The sequence below is a fragment of the Nocardia sichangensis genome (assembly GCF_047200615.1).
In the GTDB taxonomy this organism is placed as follows: domain Bacteria; phylum Actinomycetota; class Actinomycetes; order Mycobacteriales; family Mycobacteriaceae; genus Nocardia; species Nocardia sichangensis.
The window spans coordinates 295,633-314,075 of sequence record NZ_JBJZOK010000007.1 but is presented as its reverse complement, the minus strand read 5'-3'; the positions used below and the strand labels follow the sequence as shown (position 1 = coordinate 314,075).

Sequence of the window (18,443 nt, the reverse complement as noted above, 5' to 3'; positions counted from 1 at the left end):
CTTCGCACCGCCACGTCAGCGGAGTCAGTACTATCGCGTTCGACTGTTAACAGGACTAAGGATTGCATTGAAGGGCTCGACGATGGCGATGCTCGGCATCGCCGCGACCGCGGCATTCGGCATGACCGCCGCCCCCGCGACCGCTGACCCGGTGGCGGACAAATCTCGTGTCGTCGGCACCGAGGACGGCTGGGAGTTGCGGATCAGCAAGACCGCCGAAGACGTGCAGCGCGTACCCAATCTCGCCGCGACACCGTTCACCAGGGAAGGATTCGTCACCTTGTCGGCCGCGGCCGACATCGGCGGCGAGGGCCGGGAGGCGGTGAACTCCGGAACGCTGCAATTGGGATACCAGATCGGCTGCCAGATAGACGTTTCCAACGGCCTGACCGTGGGCATCTCCGCCGCTATCGGCCCGAGCGCCACGGTGACCGTCGCCCCCTCACCCGGCCTCGGGGTCGGCGGCAGCGCGCTGGCCCTGCCGAGCATGTCGACGACCATCAAGCCGGGTACCATCAACAGCATCACGCTGGGGACGAAACCGCTTGCCGGACCGCACGGTTCGATCTCCGTCGATCAGATCCAAATCAAGATCGATGCGTGCGCGGGCGCGGTGAGCCTGCGCTCGTTCGCGATCGTGTCGATATCCACGGCCACGGCGGACAATTCGGTCGCGCTCTACGGTGACCCGATATGGCTGTGACGCACGGGCGAGCGCCGCGACGCTGGATGGCGCCGATCGGCGTGTCGGTTTCGCTGATCATCGCCGCGGCAACCGCCTCCGCCGATCCGATCGTGCCGGTCGGCCCGGGACCGAGCTGCGGCGAACCACCCTCCTCCGCCACCGCTTGCGGCAACGACAAGCCCGTACCCGGGACGCGCGGCGGGCCCGCCGCGCCGCCACCGGCACTGCCGTTGCAAGTGCTGGCGCCCCCGCCCGCCAAGTCGGCACCCAATACCAATACCCCCGCAGGTGCGCTGGTTCCGCCCGCGCCGGGACCGGGCTCGGGCACCCCGATCGTTCCGGTCGGATAGCCAACGGGCCGGTCGCCGTTGCTCCGCCGGGCACGGCGATCGGCCTCGTCGATTCACCGCGAGCAGGATCGCCGCGGGACATGCGCGCACAGATCGGCTCCGCCCACTCGCTCGCACAGCGGTGTGATTCCGCCGCTTCTCCCCCGGTCGGCACCAGGATCTCTCCGGGACTGTGATCCACCGAGAACCGATATCCCGCAGGGCATATCGGCCGCGCTGGAATCTGGATGAATTTATTGCTCATCGCAGCGAATCGTCGCAGCTCAGGAGCGGTCGTCCAGGGTGAACGACGCGGGCTGTGAACGGCCTACGGCCTCGTTCGAGGTCGATAATTCCGATGTCCGAAGGCTGGTCGACCCGCCAGCCGGGTGATTCGCCGTTGATCACGCCCGCCGAACAGGAATAGCCGCCGATGAGTTTCCTTTGGTATATCCCGAATCAGGTCACGCCGGGACACCGCGGCGACACCATCGTGGCCGACCACAACAGCCTCGACACCCTGACCGCTCAGGCGAAGGCGCTCGAGGAGCACGGGTGGCAGGGCGCGTTGCTCGGCACCGGGTGGGGTCGCCCGGACACCCTCACCGTCGCAACGGCTCTCGCCGCCAGGACCACGAGTTTTGAGCCGCTGATCGCGATCAGACCGGGCTACTGGCGTCCGGCGAACTTCGCATCGGCCGCGGCGACCCTCGACCACCTCTCCGGCGGCCGGGTGCGGGTAAACATCGTGTCGGGCAAGGACGATCTCGCGGCCTACGGCGAGACCGAGGGCGATCAGGCCGAGCGTTACGCCCGCACGAAAGAGTTCCTCCAACTCGTCCGTCGGCTGTGGACGGAGGAGAACGTCACCTACCGGGGTGAGTACTACCAGGTCAGCAATTCCACCGCGCTGCCGAGGATCGTCCCGCGCGGCGAGCGCCGCCACCCGAAGCTCTACTTCGGCGGTGCGTCGGAGGCCGCGGAGCGGGTAGCGGCGACCGAGGCCGACGTCCAGCTCTTCTGGGGCGAGCCCCTGTCGGGAGTCAGGGAACGGATCGAACGCCTGCGGTCGCTGAGCGAAGAACTCGGTCGCCAGCATGCGCCACTGGAGTTCGGCCTGCGGGTCACCACTTTCGTCCGCGACACCACCAAGCAGGCCTGGGCCGAGGCGGAGGCGAAGGTCGCGGAGATGGCCGACAACCACCACGCCCCCGTGCCGAACCCACATCGCCGGACGGCCGTGGGACAGCAGCGACTGCTGGATCTGGCCGCGAAGGGCGAGGTGCTCGACGACAACCTCTACACCACACCCGGGAAGTTCGGCGCGGGTGGCGCCGGGACCACCTGGCTGGTCGGCTCCCCCGAAGACGTCGCCAAGTCGCTGCGCAAGTACCAGGATCTCGGCATCACGCACTTCGTGCTCTCCGACACCCCGTATCTGCGCGAGATCGAGCGCCAAGGCAACCAGCTGCTTCCGTTGCTGCGAGAGTGACGAGACCGAGACGGGGCAGCGCCCGCGCTGCCCCTCCCGACCGCTTGCGCGGGGTCAGAGTTTCAGGCCGGTCCCGTGCACGCCGTGCTCGTCGATGAGGGCGAGTTCGTCGTCGGTGAACGCGGGGAAGTTCGACGCCGCGATGTTGTGGTCGAGCTGCGCGGTGGAACTCGCGCCGATCAGCGCCGAAGTCACTTCGGGGCGCCGCAGCACCCACTGCAGCGCCAGCTGCGCGAGCGACTGACCCCGCGCCTGGGCGATCTTGTCGAGCGCGGCGGTGCGCTGCCGGTAGGTCTCGTCGATGACGTCCGGCGACAGGAAGCTGCTGTTGTGTGCCCGCGCCCCGTCGGGAATCGTCTCCAGGTACTTGTCGGTCAACAGGCCCTGGGCCAGCGGCGAGTAGACGATCGCGCCGAAGCCGTCCTGGCGGGCGGTGTCCAGCAGGCCGTTTCGTTCGGGGCGGCGGTCGTAGATCGAGTAGCGCGCCTGGTGGATCAGCAGCGGGACGCCCGCCTTCCGGAGCAGCTCGGCGGCCTCGTGGGTGCGGTCGGGCGCGTAGTTGGACAGGCCGATGTAGAGCGCCTTGCCTTGTTGCACCGCGCTGACCAGCGCGCCGACCGTCTCCTCCAGCGGCGTGCTCGGATCCGGGCTGTGATGGTAGAAGATGTCGACGTACTCGGTGCCCAGGTCGCGCAGGCTGTGTTCGAGCGAGGTGAGGATCGACTTGCGCGAACCGCCCCTGAGGTAAGGGCTGGGCCCGATCGGGTTGCCCGCCTTGGTCGAGAGGATCAGCTCGTCGCGATAGGGAGCGAGGTCCTTGGCCAGCACCGCCCCGAAGTTCTTCTGGGCGGCGCGATGCGGGGGACCGTAGCGGTCGGCGTTGTCGAAATGCGTGATGCCGAGATCGAAAGCGTGCAGGATGATCTCGCGTTGCGTCGCGAACGGGTAATCGGTGCCGAACTTCTGCCACAAGCCGAAGGAGAAGGCGGGAAGGTCGAGGCCGGAGTTGCCGGTCCGGCGGTACGGGACCTTCTCGTACCGGTCGTCGGCGGCGGCGTAGGTCAGATCGAAGGGGCCATAACTCATCGGTGTGTATCTCTTCCTTTCGATGCGTGATCACGGAGAGTGGACCACTTCCGTCCCCGCCGTTGCGACCGGTCGGCTCACGCTGATCGAAACCCATGGTCGCCGGGCACGGCCACCCGGGGTATTTCCCATCGATCGAGCTGATCCGAATCGTTGACACCCCGTGCGCGATGACGGTCGTGCCCGTGCCCGTAGCGCCGCTCACCGCCGTGGCCATGTGTTATCCGAAGCCACTGATTCCCGCGCGGCGACCCGCCATTGATCCGGCCGAGGCCGGTGATTCCCGCCATGGTCATCGTCGGGCGGGTACGCGCAGGTTCGCGCGTTGCACGGCACGACATTCGCGCATGGAGAGAAACGGGAGACGATGGCACCGAACCCACTGCACCTCGGCGTCGCGCTCGACGGGGCGGGCTGGCATCCGGCCGCATGGCGGGAGCCGAACTCCCGGCCCGCCGAGCTGTTCAGCCCCGGTTACTGGACCGGATTGGTCGCGACGGCCGAACGGGCACTGCTCGATTTCGTGAGCATCGAGGACAGCCTGCGAATCCCCGGTGAGCGGCACGCACCGTCGGACGACGCCGTCGATCAGGTGCGAGCCAGGCTCGACGCCCATCTGATCGCCGCGCGGGTCGCCCCGGTCACCCGGCACATCGGGCTCATCCCGACCGTGACGACCACGCACACCGAACCCTTCCACGTCTCCAAGTCGATCGCCACGCTCGATTACACGTCGCGTGGCCGGGCGGGCTGGCAGGCGCGCGTGTCCGGGACGGCCGAGGAGGCGGCCCACTTCGGACGTCGCTCGGTGCGCGACCTCAGCACCGCCGAAATCGCGGAAGCGATCGCTTCCGGGAGCTTTCCCGGCCACGTCCATGATCTGTTCGACGAAGCCGCCGACGCCGTCGAAGTGGTACGGCGATTGTGGGACAGCTGGGAAGACGACGCGGAGATCCGCGATGTGGCCACCCGCCGGTTCATCGATCGCGACAAGCTGCACTACATCGACTTCGAGGGCCGCTTCTTCAGCGTCCGTGGGCCATCGATCACGCCGCGTCCGCCCCAAGGGCAGCCGGTGGTGGCGGCTCTGGCGCACGGCCCGCTGATCTACGAATTCGCCGCCCGCGGTGCGGATCTGGTCTTCGTCACGCCCACGCGCGACGAAGGCCCCGGCCCGATCCTGGAGCAAGTCGCGTCCGCCGCGGCCCGAGTGGGACGCGCCGGTGAGCCGCTGCGGGTCTATGCCGACATCACCGTCTTCCTCGACACCGACGAGGAGCCGGGTCCGCAGCGGCTGTCCCGGTTGAGCGAGCTCGCGCGTGCCGAATTCGATTCCGACGCCCCTGTCTTCGCGGGAAGTGCGGACGAACTCGCCGATCTGCTCACCGACTGGAGCGAGCGGGGGATCGACGGGTTCCGTTTGCGTCCCGGCGTGGCGGTCGACGATCTGGCAGCGGTGGCCGACCGGCTCGTGCCCGCGCTGCAACGGCGCGGTGTGTTCCGCACCGGCTACCCGGACGGCTCGCTGCGCGCGCTGCTCGGCCTGCCCACCGACGTCCCCAATCGTTACGCGACTGCCTGAGCGAGGTCACCATGAGCACCCCCCGTAAGCAGATCATCCTGGGCGCCTATCTCGGCGGCGTCAACCATCACACCGCCTGGTGGCATCCGGAGGCGGGCAGCCAGATCGATTTCAGCAGTTTCGAACACACCGCGCGCACCGCCGAACGCGGCAAGTTCGATTTCTTCTTCCTCGCCGAAGGGCTCATCCTGCGCGAACGCGCGGGCAAGATCTTCGATCAGGACATCATCGGCCGTCCCGACACATTCACCGTGCTCGCCTCGATCGCCGCGGTCACCGAGCATCTCGGGCTCGCGGGCACCATCAACGCCACCTTCAACGAGCCCTACGAACTGGCCCGGCAGTTCGCCAGCCTGGACCATCTCTCCGGCGGCCGCGCCGCCTGGAACGTCGTGACCTCGTTCGACGCATTCACCGGCCAGAACTTCCGGCGCGGCGGATTCCTCGATCCCGCCGACCGCTACGCCCGCGCCGAGGAGACGCTGAATGCCGTTCGTGCCCTGTGGGATTCGTGGGACGCGAACGACATCGTCGCCGACAAGGACGCCGGACGGTTTCTGGCTCGGCCGGATGCCGGGGCATTCGCTTTCCGCGGCAGCCAGTTCGACATCTCCGGTCGTTTCACGGTGCCGCGCAGCCCGCAGGGCAGGCCGGTGATCCTGCAAGCCGGTGTGTCGCCGCAAGGGCGAGCCTTCGCCGCCGCCAATGCCGACGCCATCTTCTCCCCGTACGGCAAATTGCCCGAGGCGGCGGACTTCTACCGCGATATCAAGTCGCGCGCGGTAGCGGCGGGGCGGGCGGCCTACGACATCAAGATTCTGCCGTCGGCGAGTTTCGTTCTCGGGGACACCGAGGCCGAGGCGATCGAGAAATACCATGCCGTCCGCAACGAGCAGGTCACCGGGCAGACCGCGTTGATTCTGCTGGAGCAGATCTGGAACCGCGACCTGTCCGGCTACGATCCGGAAGGGCCGGTGCCCGACATCGATCCGGACCCCGACGCTCCGCCGATCATCCAGGGCCGCGCCTTCGTGCATCAAGACCGCTTCGCCACCGCCGAACGTCTGCGCCAGGTCGCCGAGACGAAGAAGCTCTCGCTGCGCGAGGTGGTGATCGACCAATTCGAGCGCGGTCCCTTGGTCGGAACCCCCGCACAGGTCGCGGAGAAGATCGACACTTTCGTTCAGAACGACGGGTCCGACGGTTTCATTCTCGGCTCGCACCTCGTGCCATGGGGCCTGGACGAATTCGTCGACCGAGTGGTGCCGCTGTTGCAGGACCGTGGTGCACTGCGCACCGAGTACACCGGGACCACCCTGCGTGACAATCTCGGCCTCCCGAACGTGCGCTCGGCGAAGACGGTTTCGGCCGACGCCTGAGTTCGCGGCGGCGGCCCGTGGTATCGACCGCGAGCGCCGCCGCCCACGCCTGCCACGTCCGGCATCGAACGCCACCGATGCCGGACGTGGCGGCGCGGGAGCGTGGACACCCGCCATCGGTGGCAGGGCCGGAAGTGACCCGGGATCACGCCCCGTCGGGTCCGGGTTCGCCGAGAACCTCCAAGGCCTCCTCGAGAGTGGCGACGTAGGGAGCCTCGGGCGGTAGCCGGACCGTGGACCAGCCCGGCCCGGCGACCAGCAGCCGCGCCGCCGCCTCTCGCACTGCCCGAAGCGTTCCCGCGGTGGCGGTCGCGGGCAGCTGCGACCAGAGCACGAGTACGCAGGGCCGATCATGGCGCGCCAAGGCTTCGGTCAAAGCCGAGTCGGGCACCGCCGCGCCCAGCAACAACGCGACGACGCCCCGCTCGGCCAGCGCGGCACGCAATACTTCCAGGGGCAGCACGTGGTTCTCCCCCGCGGTGCAGGCCAAGAGCACCGGCGGTTGCGAACCCGGACGCCGGACCGGCGGGAACATGCGGTGCAATCCCGCGATCACCGCCCAGGACAACAGATGTTCCACTTCGATCAGCCCCCGACCGGCGTCCTGTGCCGCGACGATCGTCTCGAATGCCGGACGACACAACCTGTTCCACGTCGTGACCACACCGTCGCGCGCCAGCCGAGCCATGATCAGAGTCAGCGCGACATCGGGTTCCAGTTGTTCGGCGGCGACCAGGAGAGCGCTGCGACCCTCTGATACTCGCGGAGCTTCGGCGAGCGCCTGCTGTGCCGCACCGGCCGGTGTGGCGCCCGCTTCGATGAGCGCGATCATCCTCCGCAAGGTCGCGATGTCGGATTCGGAATAGCGGCGGTGCGCTCCCGGCCGATGCCTCGGCGGGCCGATCGCGTACCGCTGGTTCCAGCTGCGCAGGGTGGCGACCGGAACGCCCAGCCGCTTCGCCACCGCGCCCACCGCGTACCGGGCGGACCCCTGGTCAACCATCGCGGGACCGCATCCGCCGCATGTCTCCCGCTCCTTTCGGAGGAATTCGAATGATGCATCGATTTTGCATCAAAAATGGCGTAGCGTGAAGCCTTGCAAGCCCGAGCACCAAAGGAGGACGTCATGGATCGACCCACTCTCACGCGATCGGTGGGGCTGACGACCGGCGTCGGCGCGGCGTGGCTGGGCATGCTGTTCGCCGCACCCGCCGCCACCGCCGCCCCCGCGGAGTGCCCCGCACCCGGCCTCGCCGCGACGCAGACCGCCGACAGCACCGCCTCCTGCTCCGCGAGCAGTGGCGCGGGCGGCGCCGCGGCGGCCTACGGCTTCGACGCGGACGCCACCGCGGACGCCGCACCGAACAGCCTGTCCCTGGCCATCGCGCAGAACGGCGGGGTGGCGACCTCGAACTCGACATACCTGTCCGGACCGGCCGCGATCGCCGTCGGACCCGGCGCGACGGTCACGACCACCGGCGCGCGCCCAGGGTTGTCGATCGGCATCGCCGGTCCCGGTGCGACGGTCACGGTTACCGGCACCTCGACGCCGACCTGCGCGGGCGGGTTCGGCTTCGCGGGCGACTTCCAGACATTGCAGGGCTGCTTTTCGCCTCGATAGTGCATCGTTATGCGTAGCATCTCAGACATGCGGGTAGTTGCCCGAGGCGTGGAAGGGGATCGGGAATGAGCATCACGTGGTCCGAATCGACAGCGACCGAACCGGTCGGCGGCATCCCGGCACTGGGAGCCGCCCCCTTCTCGCAGTGGCGGGAAGCGGTGCGGTGGGCAGTACTCGGCGAGCTGGAAGATTTCCTCCTGCGGGCATGCCCCGCGCCGCTTCATCGCCTCGGCGCACACGACGTTCTGCGGCAATACGCCACAGGCGGGAAGTGCTTGCGGTCGACGTTCATGTACCTCGGCTGGCTGTGCGGCGGACCGGACGATCCGGCAGCGCTGCGTGCGGCCGCCGGTCTGGAACTGCTGCACGCGTTCGCGTTGCTCCAGGACGACGTCATGGACCGGTCCGCGACGCGACGCGGCGCCCCGTCCGCCCATGTCCGGTTCGCCAGGGCGCACTGCGGCATCGGCGCGCCCGGCTCTTCCACCAGGTACGGCGAGTCCGCGGCGATCCTGCTCGGGGACATGTGCCTGGTGTGGGCGGAGCAGATGCTCCGCGAAAGCGGGCTCGCCGAGTCCGCGCTCGCGCACGCGTGGCCGCGCTACGACAACATGCGGGTGGAACTCGCGACAGGCCAGTTCGCGGATCTGCTCAACGACGCGCGCACCGAGCCCGCGCTGGCCTCGGTCCTGGCGATCGCGCGGGTCAAGTCCGGCAACTACACGGTGCGATGCCCGTTGGAGATGGGCGCCGCGATGGCGGGCTGCGATGCGGCCGTCCTGGACGCGCTCGGCCGGTACGGCGCCGCGGTCGGCGAGGCATTCCAGTTGCGTGACGACATTCTGGGCATCTTCGGGTCGCAGGCCGTGACCGGCAAACCCGCGGACGGCGATCTCGGGGAACGCACCGCGACCAGCGTCGTGGTCCTCGCACGCGAAATGGCGGCCCCCTCGGCCCGAACCGAATTGTCCCGGCTCCTCCATCGGCTCCACCTCGGTCCCGCGGAGGTCGACCGCGCCAGGATGCTGATCATCGAGTCCGGGGCGCCCGAGAGGATCGAGACGATGATCGCCGACTTGCTCGCTTGCGCCGAAAACGCTTTGCACACAGCGAATTTCAGCGCACCGATGCGCGCGACACTGAAGCACATGGCCACCGCATGCACCGAACGCGTTGCCTGACCGGGAGGTTTTCCTCGATGCGCACCGTCGAAGGCCCGACCGACCGGGTGGTGGTCGTCGGAGCCGGGCTCGCGGGATTGTCCGCGGCCCTGCATTTGGCAGGCCGCTCCCGCGAAGTGATCGTCGTGGAACGCGAAGCCGTACCGGGCGGCCGCGCCGGGCAGGCCGATCCGGCAGGTTATCGCCTCGACACCGGCCCGACGGTTCTGACCATGCCCGATATCGTCGAAAGCGTCTTCGCGGCCGCCGGGGCGCGCAGCGCTGACTATTTGCAGTTGGCGCCCGTGGAACCGGCGTATCGGGCACATTTCGCCGGAGGCCGTTGGCTGGAGGTACACACCGACGCCGCGCGGATGGAAGCGGAGATCCGCCGGTTCGCCGGCGCCGACCAGGCCGACGGCTATCGCCGCCTGCGGCGTTGGCTGACCCGCTTGTACCGAGCCGAGATGGACCGGTTCATCGCGGCGAACTTCGACTCACCGCTGTCCATGGTGACCCCCGCTCTCGCCCGGCTGATCGCCTTGGGTGGTTTCGGCCGCTGGGATCGCGCCGTCGCGCGCTACATTCCCGACCCGGAATTGCGGCGTGTCTTCACCTTTCAATCGCTGTACGCGGGCGTCGCGCCCAGCCGGGCGCGGGCCGCCTACGCGGTCATCGCCTACATGGACACCGTCGGCGGTGTGTTCTTTCCGCGCGGTGGGATGCGTGCGCTCCCCGAGGCGCTGGCCGCCGCGGCGACCGAGGCCGGTGTCCGATTCCGCTATGGCACCACCGTGACCGCCCTGGAGCGCACGGGCTCGCGGATCACCGGGGTTCGCACCGACGACGGCGACCGAATCTCCTGCGACGCAGTGATCTTGACGACCGAACTGCACGAGGCCTATCGCCTGATCGCGCGCACACCACGTCGACCGGTGCCGCTGACCTCCGCGCCCTCGGCGGTGATCGTCCATCTGGGGTGTGCGCCCACGACCGGGATAGCGCACCACAATCTGCTGTTCGGCGCCGCCTGGGAGGAGTCGTTCCACGACATCATCGTCCGCGGGCAGGTGATGCGCGATCCTTCGCTGCTGGTCACCCGTCCCTCGGCTACCGTTCCGTCTACGGCTCCGCCCGGACGGGACCTGCTGTATGTGCTCGCCCCGGTGCCGAACCTGGAACGCGGCCGGATCGATTGGGACCGGGCGGGAACCAGCTATGCCGAGCAACTACTCGAGGTCGCTCAGGAGCGTCTCGGCTCGGTCTTCGGTGATGTCGAGATACTGCGCGTGGACACACCGGCCGACTGGGCTCGCCGCGGCATGCTCGCCGGGAGCCCGTTCGCGCTGGCGCATACGTTCGCCCAAACCGGTCCGTTCCGACCGGCCAACATGATCCGCGGTGTCGACAATGCCGTATTGGCCGGCGGCTCTACCGTGCCGGGGGTGGGGATCCCGCCGGTGCTGATCTCCGGCCGACTGGCCGCGGATCGCATCAGCGGCCTCCAGCCCGTGCGGCCGCGCCGCATCGGCGCCGCGTTCGCCACCAGCCGCATCGATCGACAACTGTGATCGGAATCGAGATGACCCGCACCGACCTCGACACCACCCGGCTCAGCGACCAGCGACTGCACCGGTCCTACCGGTACTGCCGCCGGCTCAACGCACGCCATGGAAAGACCTTCTTCCTCGCGACCCGTTTGCTCGCACCGGATCAGCGCCCCGCGGTCCACGCCCTATACGGATTCGCCCGCCGAGCTGACGACATCCTCGACGAGTTCGACCCGCGTCTCGATATCGCCGAACGTGCCCGGCGGCTCGAGGAACTCGCGGGCCGCTTCCGCGCCCGCGCCGCCGACACCGACGCCGTTCTCCCGGCGGTTCTGGACACTGCCGATCGCTATCGCATTCCAGCGGAGCTGTTCGACGCCTTCCTCGCATCGATGCATTTGGATTTGACCGTGACCGACTATCCCGATCGCGCCGCGCTCGACACCTACGTCTACGGGTCGGCCGAAGTGATCGGATTGCAGTTGTTGCCGATTCTGGGCACCGGCTGCGCCGATGCGGCCGCTCCGCATGCCGCCGCGCTCGGCAAGGCATTCCAGCTGACCAACTTCCTGCGGGATGTCGGCGAAGACCTGCTGCGTGACCGGGTGTATCTACCCGCCGACGAACTGGCCGCGTTCGACGTCGATCGCGATCTCTTGCGCTGGTGCGTTACCCGGCGGCGTACCGAGCCCCGGGTACGCAGCGCCCTGGCGGCGCAAATCGCCCGCACTCGCGACATCTACCGCTTCGCCGCTGCCGGAATCGCCCTGCTGCACCGCCGTTCGCGCCCCTGCGTCGCGACGGCGACGACGCTGTACTCGGAGATCCTCGACCGCATCGAGGACAGCGACTTCGCGGTGTTCGATCACCGCGCCGCCGTGCCGAACCGGCGGCGAGCGAGAGTCGGCGCGACCGGCCTGGTCGAGGCGTGGTGGGCACGCCGAGCGGGCCGGTGATCGCTGCGGCGACAACGGTGCCGCGTCGCGCGATGGACTTCCACCACCCGGTGCGGACCTGCCTGTCCCGGAGACGGATTCGTTGTCCCGAGCGCGGCGGCTGGTCGTCAGTATCCTGATGTCGTGATTACGCTCAGAAAAGAAGACGGTGCCGCGGACCTCGCGGGTATCACGAAATTGAGTGTGGGAGTGAGCTGGGATCCGTCGTCCGGAACGAGCGGCGGCGCACTCGGCTGGGCACGCCGCAAACGCGGTGTCGACCTCGATCTGATCGCGGTCCTCATGCAGGGCAACGACCCGGTGCGCTTCGCGGGACTCGATTCGCTGGACCCGTTGGGCAACGGCTCGGTCGCGCACACCGGTGACGAGCAGACCGGCGCCGCTTCCGGTGACGACGAGACCATCCACGTCACCTTCGCCGACGTCCCCACCGCGATCGACGCCATCGTCTTCGTCGCGGCCGCCTTCAAGAAGGGCAGTTCTTTCGACAAGGCGAACAACATCTCCTTCAAGATCTACGACGCCACCGGCGGCAACAGCCAGCAAGTCGCCGACATCTGGCCCTCGCTGCTCGGCACCGACAACGCCAACGCGGTCGCTCGCGCCTTCCGCAACGGCGCTGTGTGGCAGCTGGAAGTCCTCAATCGCCAAGGCAAGATCAAGCAGGGCGACATGCAGGCGCTGTTGCGCTTCGCCATGCAATAGCACCTGCGGGTGCCACGCGTCGCGGTCCGCGTGGCCCACCCGCAAACCGATCGCAACAAGTGTCCACGTCTTCGAATCGCTGCGATAAGCGGATTCCGGCAATCAGTGGACAGCACCCAGTTACTCTGGGTCGATGCGATCTCGGTTCCGTCGGTACGTCCTGGCCGCGCTCGCCGCCGCGGCATCCACCCTGCTTCTCGCCACGCAATCCGCGGCCATCCCATCGATACAGCCGGTCGCCGGCCTACCGGCGCTGGGCGGAGACTTCCTGTGGGGCGTATCGACCTCCGGCTTCCAGTCCGAAGGTCATGCGCCGGACAGCAATTGGACCCGATACGTCGGCGCGACCCCTGGCTACGACGCCCTAGGCGATTCCGTCGACTTCTACGGCCGCTATGCCTCCGATATTCAGCTCGCGGCGGACCTGGGCGTGCGGGTGTTCCGGATCGGGATCGAATGGGCCCGAGTGCAACCCGCGCCGGGAGTGTGGGACGAAGGAGCCTTCCGCTTCTACGACGCGGTGATCTCGAGCGTCGAGCGGGCCGGTATGCGACCGATGATCACGCTCGACCACTGGGTGTACCCCGGCTGGGCCGCCGACCGAGGGGGCTGGCGAAATCCCCGCATGGTCGAGGATTGGCTGGCCAACATGCGCAACGTCGTGGACCGCTACGCGGCACGCAACCCGTTGTGGGTCACCGTGAACGAGCCCGTCGCCTACATCATGCACGAGGTCCGCCACGGCGCCGCGGATGCCGGCGAAATGCTCGAGCGGGTCGCGCAGGCACACAATGCCAGCTACGACTACATCCACCAGAAGCAGCCGGGCGCACAGGTGACCAGCAACATGGGTTACGTCGCCGGTTCGGAGGCGCAGGTGAACGGCCCGCTGATGGACCGCATCGCCGATCGGCTCGACTACGTGGGTGTCGACTACTACTTCGCCTTCGACCCCGCGCAGTCGCTGATCGAGTCCATCCTGCGGGCCAGCGGTTCGGCGATGCCCACGCTACCCGGACCGCACATCTGGGAGCTGCCGTTGCGCACCGAAGGCATCTACTATGCGCTGCAATACTATTCGCGCCGGCTGCCCGGTAAACCGCTCTACGTCGTCGAGAACGGGATGCCGACCGAAGACGGCCGTCCACGCGCCGATGGCTATGTTCGCGGCGATCACCTTCGCGACACCGTCTATTGGATCCAGCGCGCCAAGGCCGACGGCATGAACATCATGGGCTACAACTATTGGAGCCTCACCGACAACTACGAATGGGGAAGCTACACGCCCCGTTTCGGCCTCTACACCGTGGACGTGCGTACCGACCCCTCCCTCACCCGCCGCCCCACCGACGCCGTCGGCGCCTACACGCAGGTCATCGACGCGGGCGGAGTGCCCGACGGCTACCGTCCTACCCGCGGTCCGGCCCTCTGCTTGTTCGTCGATCCCCCGGCCAGCTGCATGACTCCGGTAGCGGAGCGATAGACGGACGCCCGCACCCTGGTCGACGGTCTGCTCGAACTCAGCGCATTGCCCCGCGACGACGCGAAGTAACCGAATCCGTGGTCACGGCGTGCGCCATTTCTCGTCGGTCAACAAGGTGCTGGCCTGCGGGCCCATCAGAAGCATGCCGCCGTCGACCACGTAGGACGCGCCGGTGACATAGCTCGCCTCCGGTGCGGCGAGAAACGCCACGACGGCAGCGACCTCCTTCGCGTGCCCCGTTCGGCCCAGCGGCACGCCGGGACGCGACTGCGCTCGGGGATCGACGTCTTCCTGGCCGGTCATCGGTGTCGAAATCTCCCCCGGCGCGACCGAATTGACGGTGATGTCGTATTCGGCGAGTTCCAGCGCCAACACTTTCGTCAGTGCGCCGAGCCCCGCTTTGGCCGCGCAGTACGGTGCGGCGCCCACCCGGGGAACGTGTTCGTGCACGCTGGTGATGTTGATGATCCTGCCCCCGTTGCCCGCGGCGATCATATGTCCGGCCGCGCGCTGGGAACAGACGAACGCGCCGTCGAGGTCGACCGACAGCACGTGCCGCCAGGTGTCGAAGTCCATGTCCATCGCCTTCCGCGCTGACCCGGTACCCGCGCAGTTCACCAGCACATCGAGGCCACCGAGTTCGTCGGCGAGTTCGTCGATCACCGACCCGGCGGACGACGGGGCCGCCAAGTCGAGACGGCGCACGGCGGCGGTCCTGCCCTGTTCGCGCACCTGCGTCGCGGTGCCCTCCGCGCCGCGCTGGTCGCTGTGGAACGTCAGCCCGACATCGGTCCCGCCCGCCGCGAGCGCGACGGCGATCGAAGCACCGATTCCGGAGTCTCCCCCGGTCACCACGGCTCGCCGCGGCGTGCCTGCTCGTTGTTCCGGTAGTGGAGCTGTGGTAGCCATGTCCAGCGACTACCCGCGCGGGCACGGACCACACCGCCTCCCGCCGCCACCCCGCGCGTGACGATTCCTCCTCGACCTCGTAGCGCCGACGCGACGTTACGAGGATTCCGATTGCGGGTAACCGCCCTGGAACGAGCCGAGAGGAGGGTGCCACGATGACTGCTCCCTGGTGGCGCGATGCCGTGATCTATCAGATCTACATCCGCAGTTTCGGCGACGGCAACGGCGACGGCCTCGGCGACATCGCCGGTATCCGGTCTCGACTGACCTATTTGCGCGACCTCGGAGTGGACGCGATATGGGTCACGCCCTGGTATCCGTCGCCGATGGCGGACGGAGGATACGACGTCTCCGACTACCGCGACATCGACTACCGGTTCGGCACGCTCGCGGAGGCCGAAGAGCTGATCGCCGAGGTGCACGCGCAGGATATGCGCATCATCGTGGATCTGGTCCCCAACCACACCTCGGATCAGCATCCTTGGTTTCAGCAGGCACTGGCGGCCGGGCCGGACTCGCCGGAGCGAGCCCGTTACCTCTTCCGGCACGGCGCGTCCTCCGGCGGTCCGCCGAACAATTGGCGGAGTGTGTTCGGTGGCCCTGCGTGGACCCGAGTGGCGGACGGGCAGTGGTATCTGCACCTGTTCGACGCCCACCAGCCGGACCTGGACTGGGAGCACCCGGACGTCCGTGCCGAGTTCGAGTCGATCCTGCGTTTCTGGCTGGATCGGGGCGTGGACGGCTTCCGCATCGACGTGGCGCACGGTTTGGTCAAACACCCCGATCTACCGGATATCGAAACCGATCACGAGGACATGATGGAGCCGCCGGATCGGACCGACCATCCGCACTGGGACCGGCAGGAGGTACACGAGATCTATCGCGGCTGGCGCAAGATCGCGGATTCCTATGGGCCGGATCGGGTCTTCGTCGCCGAAGCGTGGGTGGCCAAACCCGAGCGCCTCGCCTGCTACGTGCGTCCCGACGAACTGCACACGGCATTCAACTTCGACTTTCTGCGGTGCTCCTGGCATGCCGACGCGCTGCGTGCCGTGGTCGACTGCACGACCGAGGCGTTGGACGCGGTGGGCGCGCCACCCACGTGGGTGTTGTCCAACCACGACATCACCAGGCATGTGACCCGCTACGGGCGGGCCTCCACCCGCGGCGGCGGTTCACAGCACGAACCGCACGGTCCCGTCGATGTCGGGCTGGGTCGTCGCCGCGCCAGGGCGGCGCTGCTGCTGATGCTCGCGCTCCCCGGCAGCGCCTACCTCTATCAGGGCGAGGAACTCGGCTTGGAGGAGGTCGAAGATCTCCCGCCAGAGGTGCTACAGGATCCGACCTGGGAGCGCTCCGGCCACACCGCCCGCGGCCGCGACGGGTGCCGTGTGCCACTGCCGTGGAGCGGATTCCGGCCGCCATTCGGATTCGGCCCGGTCGACACCCGTCCCTGGCTGCCGCAGCCACAGCGCTGGGTGTCGCTGACCGCCGAATTGCAGAAGCGGGAACCAGATTCGATGCTCGACCTCTATCACCGGGCGCTGCGTCTGCGCCGGGACCATCCGGCACTCGGGGAGGGCTCTTGGTCCTGGCTGCCCAGTGCGCCGGGTGTTCTGCTTCTCCGACGCTCTCCCGGCCTGGTGTGCATCGTGAACGTTTCGAACGCGCCGACCACGCTGCCCAGGCACGAGCGGCTGTTGTTGTCCAGCGAGCCTTTGCAGGACAGCGTCCTGCCCGCCGACAGCGCGGCCTGGCTGGAGGTCCCCGGCGTGGGGTAGGGCATGGTCGCCCCTCGTGTCGCTGCGCACGACCGGCAATTCGAACCCGTATCGTCGCCACCGAACAAGCAACGCGTCTCTTGCTCGTCGTGCGCTGGGTTAGGCAGTAGAAGCCATCTCGTCAGCCGACCATATTGGTAAGGAGAGCGATGTTCACCCATAACAAGGATCTCCAGTTCGAAGTTCGCGTCGACCGTCCCGATCCGCGTTTCGCGACCCTGCTGCAAGAGCAGTTCGGCGGCGCCAACGGCGAATTGAAGGCCGCCATGCAATATTTCAACCAAGCGTTCATGCTGCGTGGCAAGCACCCGAAAACCTATGACCTGTTCATGGACATCGCCACGGAGGAACTCAGCCATCTCGAAATCGTCGGCGCGATGATCACCATGTTGCTCGACGGGCTCAACGACGATTTGAAGCAAGCCAACGAGCGGTGCGACTGGATGCCGATGGTGGCGACGCCCGGCGGACGTGACCAGGTGATCCATCAGGTCGCGGTGAACCCCCTGTACTTCGCGCTCAGCGGCGGCGGACCCGTCGTCAAGGACTCCGCGGGCGTGCCCTGGTCGGGGTCGTACGTCGACGCCAACGGTGAGCCCTCGGTCGATCTGCGCAGCAACCTCGCGGCGGAGTCGCGCGCCAAGATCGTGTACGAATATCTCAAGCAGTTCACCGACGATCCCGGTGTGCAGGACACGCTTTCGTTCCTGATGACCCGCGAGATCGCACACTTCCAGCAGTTCACCGCGGCGCTGAACGAATTGCCGGTCAACTTTCCGCCCGGAGCACTGCCCGGCGACGATCGATTCCAGAACGTGGCCTTCAACATGTCCAACGGCTCCGCGAGCGCCCGCGGCCCATGGAACGAAGGGCAGGGGCCGTGGCCCTCGGGCACGGAATGGCGCTACATCGACAATCCGGTCAGCGAATGGCTCGATTCCGACGAACGCGTGAACCATGGCGCGCAGACCAACCCGCAAGGCGAGCCCGCGGTGCACGGCACCAAACCGTTCACCCACGAATCACACATACCGGACTGACTCCCCCACGCCTACGCCCGGAACGGAACACGGCTGTTCAGGCGTTGAGCGACGCGGCGCGCGGCACCAGGTGCCGCGCGCCGCGCGTCTTGCACTGCCGCACGGATCAATGCCGCGGCTTGCTGATCATGTCTTTGGCACGATCCATCATCGCGGCGAACGGGCCGACCAGAACGTTCGCGGCGGCGGATTCCACGCCGGGATGCGGCCGGGTCGGCGCCATCGCCTCCGCGAGCTCGACGGTCTTGCGCAGTCGTCGCAGCGTCTCGTCGTCGAGTTCCTCGCGCAGCCGGTTGAATTCCTCGCGTTCCTCATGGTCGGCATGGGCCAGCACCGCTTCGCGCAGCTTGGCCAGTCTCACCTGGAATTCCATCGAGCTGATGTCGAGCGACTCCATTTCGGCGAGCTGCTTTTTCGCCTTGTTCTCCTCTTCCAGCCGCGCGTCGACGACAGACGCGCCATCGCCCAGTTCACGCCGGGCGCGCGGGTGAATGATCTCTTCTTCGGCGGTCTCGTGCACGGCGAGCAGGCGTCGCAATTCGAAGAACTTGCTTTCGCGCTCAACAGGGTCGGAGGTGTCGGCGGTCTCGATGAACAGTTGCCGGATCCGGCCGTGCTGGTCGATGAGGAAATCGACGGCGTCGGTGGTCGAGTCGATCGTGGTTGCCATGGTTGACCTCCCTCG

General features: G+C 67.8%; 17 protein-coding genes. 13 read left to right on the top strand and 4 right to left on the bottom strand.

Translation table 11 applies throughout. From position 1 onward, the window contains the following. The first annotated feature begins 67 nt into the window (after positions 1–67). The 3 genes from ACL03I_RS13130 (at position 68) to ACL03I_RS13120 (ending at position 2,506) form a co-directional block, all read left to right on the top strand. Positions 68–703 carry an MspA family porin gene (locus ACL03I_RS13130; RefSeq protein ID WP_355075518.1) on the top strand — a complete coding sequence of 212 codons (636 nt, stop codon included), beginning with the start codon at positions 68–70 and terminating at the stop codon, positions 701–703. Next, a complete protein-coding gene (locus ACL03I_RS13125) occupies positions 694–1,035 on the top strand; it encodes a hypothetical protein (RefSeq protein ID WP_355075516.1) in 342 nt (113 codons plus the stop codon). The genes ACL03I_RS13130 and ACL03I_RS13125 overlap by 10 nt, the downstream gene beginning before the upstream one ends. Before the next feature lie 412 nt (positions 1,036–1,447). Beyond that, the gene (locus ACL03I_RS13120; protein WP_412806033.1) at positions 1,448–2,506 is read left to right on the top strand and encodes an LLM class flavin-dependent oxidoreductase; all 1,059 of its coding nucleotides are present in this window, start codon (positions 1,448–1,450) and stop codon (positions 2,504–2,506) included. Between the two features lie 54 nt (positions 2,507–2,560). Here ACL03I_RS13120 and ACL03I_RS13115 read toward each other — a convergent pair whose 3' ends face one another. Further along, the gene (locus ACL03I_RS13115; RefSeq protein ID WP_412806032.1) at positions 2,561–3,592 is read right to left on the bottom strand and encodes an aldo/keto reductase; all 1,032 of its coding nucleotides are present in this window, start codon (positions 3,590–3,592) and stop codon (positions 2,561–2,563) included. A 367-nt stretch (positions 3,593–3,959) separates the two neighbouring features. On the opposite strand from ACL03I_RS13115, the gene ACL03I_RS13110 reads away from it, so the two are divergent. Both ACL03I_RS13110 and ACL03I_RS13105 read left to right on the top strand, forming a co-directional pair. Then, positions 3,960–5,174, top strand: a complete 1,215-nt coding sequence (locus tag ACL03I_RS13110) for an LLM class flavin-dependent oxidoreductase (RefSeq protein WP_412806031.1) — start codon at positions 3,960–3,962, stop codon at positions 5,172–5,174. Positions 5,175–5,185: 11 nt separating this feature from the next. Further along, a complete protein-coding gene (locus ACL03I_RS13105; RefSeq protein ID WP_412806030.1) occupies positions 5,186–6,553 on the top strand; it encodes an NtaA/DmoA family FMN-dependent monooxygenase in 1,368 nt (455 codons plus the stop codon). Positions 6,554–6,698: 145 nt separating this feature from the next. Here ACL03I_RS13105 and ACL03I_RS13100 read toward each other — a convergent pair whose 3' ends face one another. Then, on the bottom strand, positions 6,699–7,556 hold the full coding sequence (locus ACL03I_RS13100; protein WP_412806029.1) for a MerR family transcriptional regulator: 858 nt from the start codon (positions 7,554–7,556) through the stop codon (positions 6,699–6,701). Positions 7,557–7,679: 123 nt separating this feature from the next. Here ACL03I_RS13100 and ACL03I_RS13095 point away from each other — a divergent pair, with 123 nt between their 5' ends. The 6 genes from ACL03I_RS13095 (at position 7,680) to ACL03I_RS13070 (ending at position 14,028) form a co-directional block, all read left to right on the top strand. Beyond that, the gene (locus tag ACL03I_RS13095; RefSeq protein ID WP_355075507.1) at positions 7,680–8,174 is read left to right on the top strand and encodes a DUF6764 family protein; all 495 of its coding nucleotides are present in this window, start codon (positions 7,680–7,682) and stop codon (positions 8,172–8,174) included. Positions 8,175–8,239: 65 nt separating this feature from the next. Further along, positions 8,240–9,355 carry a polyprenyl synthetase family protein gene (locus ACL03I_RS13090; protein WP_412806028.1) on the top strand — a complete coding sequence of 372 codons (1,116 nt, stop codon included), beginning with the start codon at positions 8,240–8,242 and terminating at the stop codon, positions 9,353–9,355. A gap of 17 nt (positions 9,356–9,372) precedes the next feature. After that, positions 9,373–10,905, top strand: a complete 1,533-nt coding sequence (gene crtI, locus ACL03I_RS13085; RefSeq protein WP_412806027.1) for a phytoene desaturase family protein — start codon at positions 9,373–9,375, stop codon at positions 10,903–10,905. A gap of 11 nt (positions 10,906–10,916) precedes the next feature. Continuing rightward, positions 10,917–11,840, top strand: coding sequence for a phytoene/squalene synthase family protein (locus ACL03I_RS13080; protein ID WP_412806026.1), 924 nt, complete (start codon positions 10,917–10,919; stop codon positions 11,838–11,840). A 123-nt stretch (positions 11,841–11,963) separates the two neighbouring features. Further along, the gene (locus ACL03I_RS13075; RefSeq protein ID WP_355075501.1) at positions 11,964–12,545 is read left to right on the top strand and encodes a TerD family protein; all 582 of its coding nucleotides are present in this window, start codon (positions 11,964–11,966) and stop codon (positions 12,543–12,545) included. 133 nt (positions 12,546–12,678) lie between these two features. Next, positions 12,679–14,028, top strand: a complete 1,350-nt coding sequence (locus ACL03I_RS13070) for a family 1 glycosylhydrolase (protein ID WP_412806025.1) — start codon at positions 12,679–12,681, stop codon at positions 14,026–14,028. An 81-nt stretch (positions 14,029–14,109) separates the two neighbouring features. Here the strand turns inward: ACL03I_RS13070 and ACL03I_RS13065 are convergent, their stop codons facing one another. Next, the gene (locus tag ACL03I_RS13065) at positions 14,110–14,937 is read right to left on the bottom strand and encodes an SDR family oxidoreductase (protein ID WP_412806024.1); all 828 of its coding nucleotides are present in this window, start codon (positions 14,935–14,937) and stop codon (positions 14,110–14,112) included. A 155-nt stretch (positions 14,938–15,092) separates the two neighbouring features. Between ACL03I_RS13065 and ACL03I_RS13060 the strand changes: the two genes are divergently transcribed. Both ACL03I_RS13060 and ACL03I_RS13055 read left to right on the top strand, forming a co-directional pair. Next, on the top strand, positions 15,093–16,718 hold the full coding sequence (locus tag ACL03I_RS13060) for a glycoside hydrolase family 13 protein (RefSeq protein ID WP_355075496.1): 1,626 nt from the start codon (positions 15,093–15,095) through the stop codon (positions 16,716–16,718). A gap of 149 nt (positions 16,719–16,867) precedes the next feature. Further along, a complete protein-coding gene (locus tag ACL03I_RS13055) occupies positions 16,868–17,758 on the top strand; it encodes a manganese catalase family protein (RefSeq protein ID WP_364439009.1) in 891 nt (296 codons plus the stop codon). A gap of 106 nt (positions 17,759–17,864) precedes the next feature. On the opposite strand, the gene ACL03I_RS13050 is transcribed toward ACL03I_RS13055, so the two are convergent. Next, positions 17,865–18,428, bottom strand: coding sequence for a hemerythrin domain-containing protein (locus ACL03I_RS13050; RefSeq protein WP_355075494.1), 564 nt, complete (start codon positions 18,426–18,428; stop codon positions 17,865–17,867). Positions 18,429–18,443 lie beyond the last annotated feature (15 nt).

Coding starts and splice junctions, on each gene's coding strand:
- ACL03I_RS13115 (WP_412806032.1), bottom strand. CDS start 3,592: ATGAGTTATGGCCCCTTCGATCTGACCTACGCCGCCGCCGACGACCGG.
- ACL03I_RS13125 (WP_355075516.1), top strand. CDS start 694: ATGGCTGTGACGCACGGGCGAGCGCCGCGACGCTGGATGGCGCCGATC.
- ACL03I_RS13065 (WP_412806024.1), bottom strand. CDS start 14,937: ATGGCTACCACAGCTCCACTACCGGAACAACGAGCAGGCACGCCGCGG.
- ACL03I_RS13090 (WP_412806028.1), top strand. CDS start 8,240: ATGAGCATCACGTGGTCCGAATCGACAGCGACCGAACCGGTCGGCGGC.
- crtI (WP_412806027.1), top strand. CDS start 9,373: ATGCGCACCGTCGAAGGCCCGACCGACCGGGTGGTGGTCGTCGGAGCC.
- ACL03I_RS13100 (WP_412806029.1), bottom strand. CDS start 7,556: ATGGTTGACCAGGGGTCCGCCCGGTACGCGGTGGGCGCGGTGGCGAAG.
- ACL03I_RS13110 (WP_412806031.1), top strand. CDS start 3,960: ATGGCACCGAACCCACTGCACCTCGGCGTCGCGCTCGACGGGGCGGGC.
- ACL03I_RS13095 (WP_355075507.1), top strand. CDS start 7,680: ATGGATCGACCCACTCTCACGCGATCGGTGGGGCTGACGACCGGCGTC.
- ACL03I_RS13070 (WP_412806025.1), top strand. CDS start 12,679: ATGCGATCTCGGTTCCGTCGGTACGTCCTGGCCGCGCTCGCCGCCGCG.
- ACL03I_RS13120 (WP_412806033.1), top strand. CDS start 1,448: ATGAGTTTCCTTTGGTATATCCCGAATCAGGTCACGCCGGGACACCGC.
- ACL03I_RS13080 (WP_412806026.1), top strand. CDS start 10,917: ATGACCCGCACCGACCTCGACACCACCCGGCTCAGCGACCAGCGACTG.
- ACL03I_RS13050 (WP_355075494.1), bottom strand. CDS start 18,428: ATGGCAACCACGATCGACTCGACCACCGACGCCGTCGATTTCCTCATC.
- ACL03I_RS13060 (WP_355075496.1), top strand. CDS start 15,093: ATGACTGCTCCCTGGTGGCGCGATGCCGTGATCTATCAGATCTACATC.
- ACL03I_RS13055 (WP_364439009.1), top strand. CDS start 16,868: ATGTTCACCCATAACAAGGATCTCCAGTTCGAAGTTCGCGTCGACCGT.
- ACL03I_RS13105 (WP_412806030.1), top strand. CDS start 5,186: ATGAGCACCCCCCGTAAGCAGATCATCCTGGGCGCCTATCTCGGCGGC.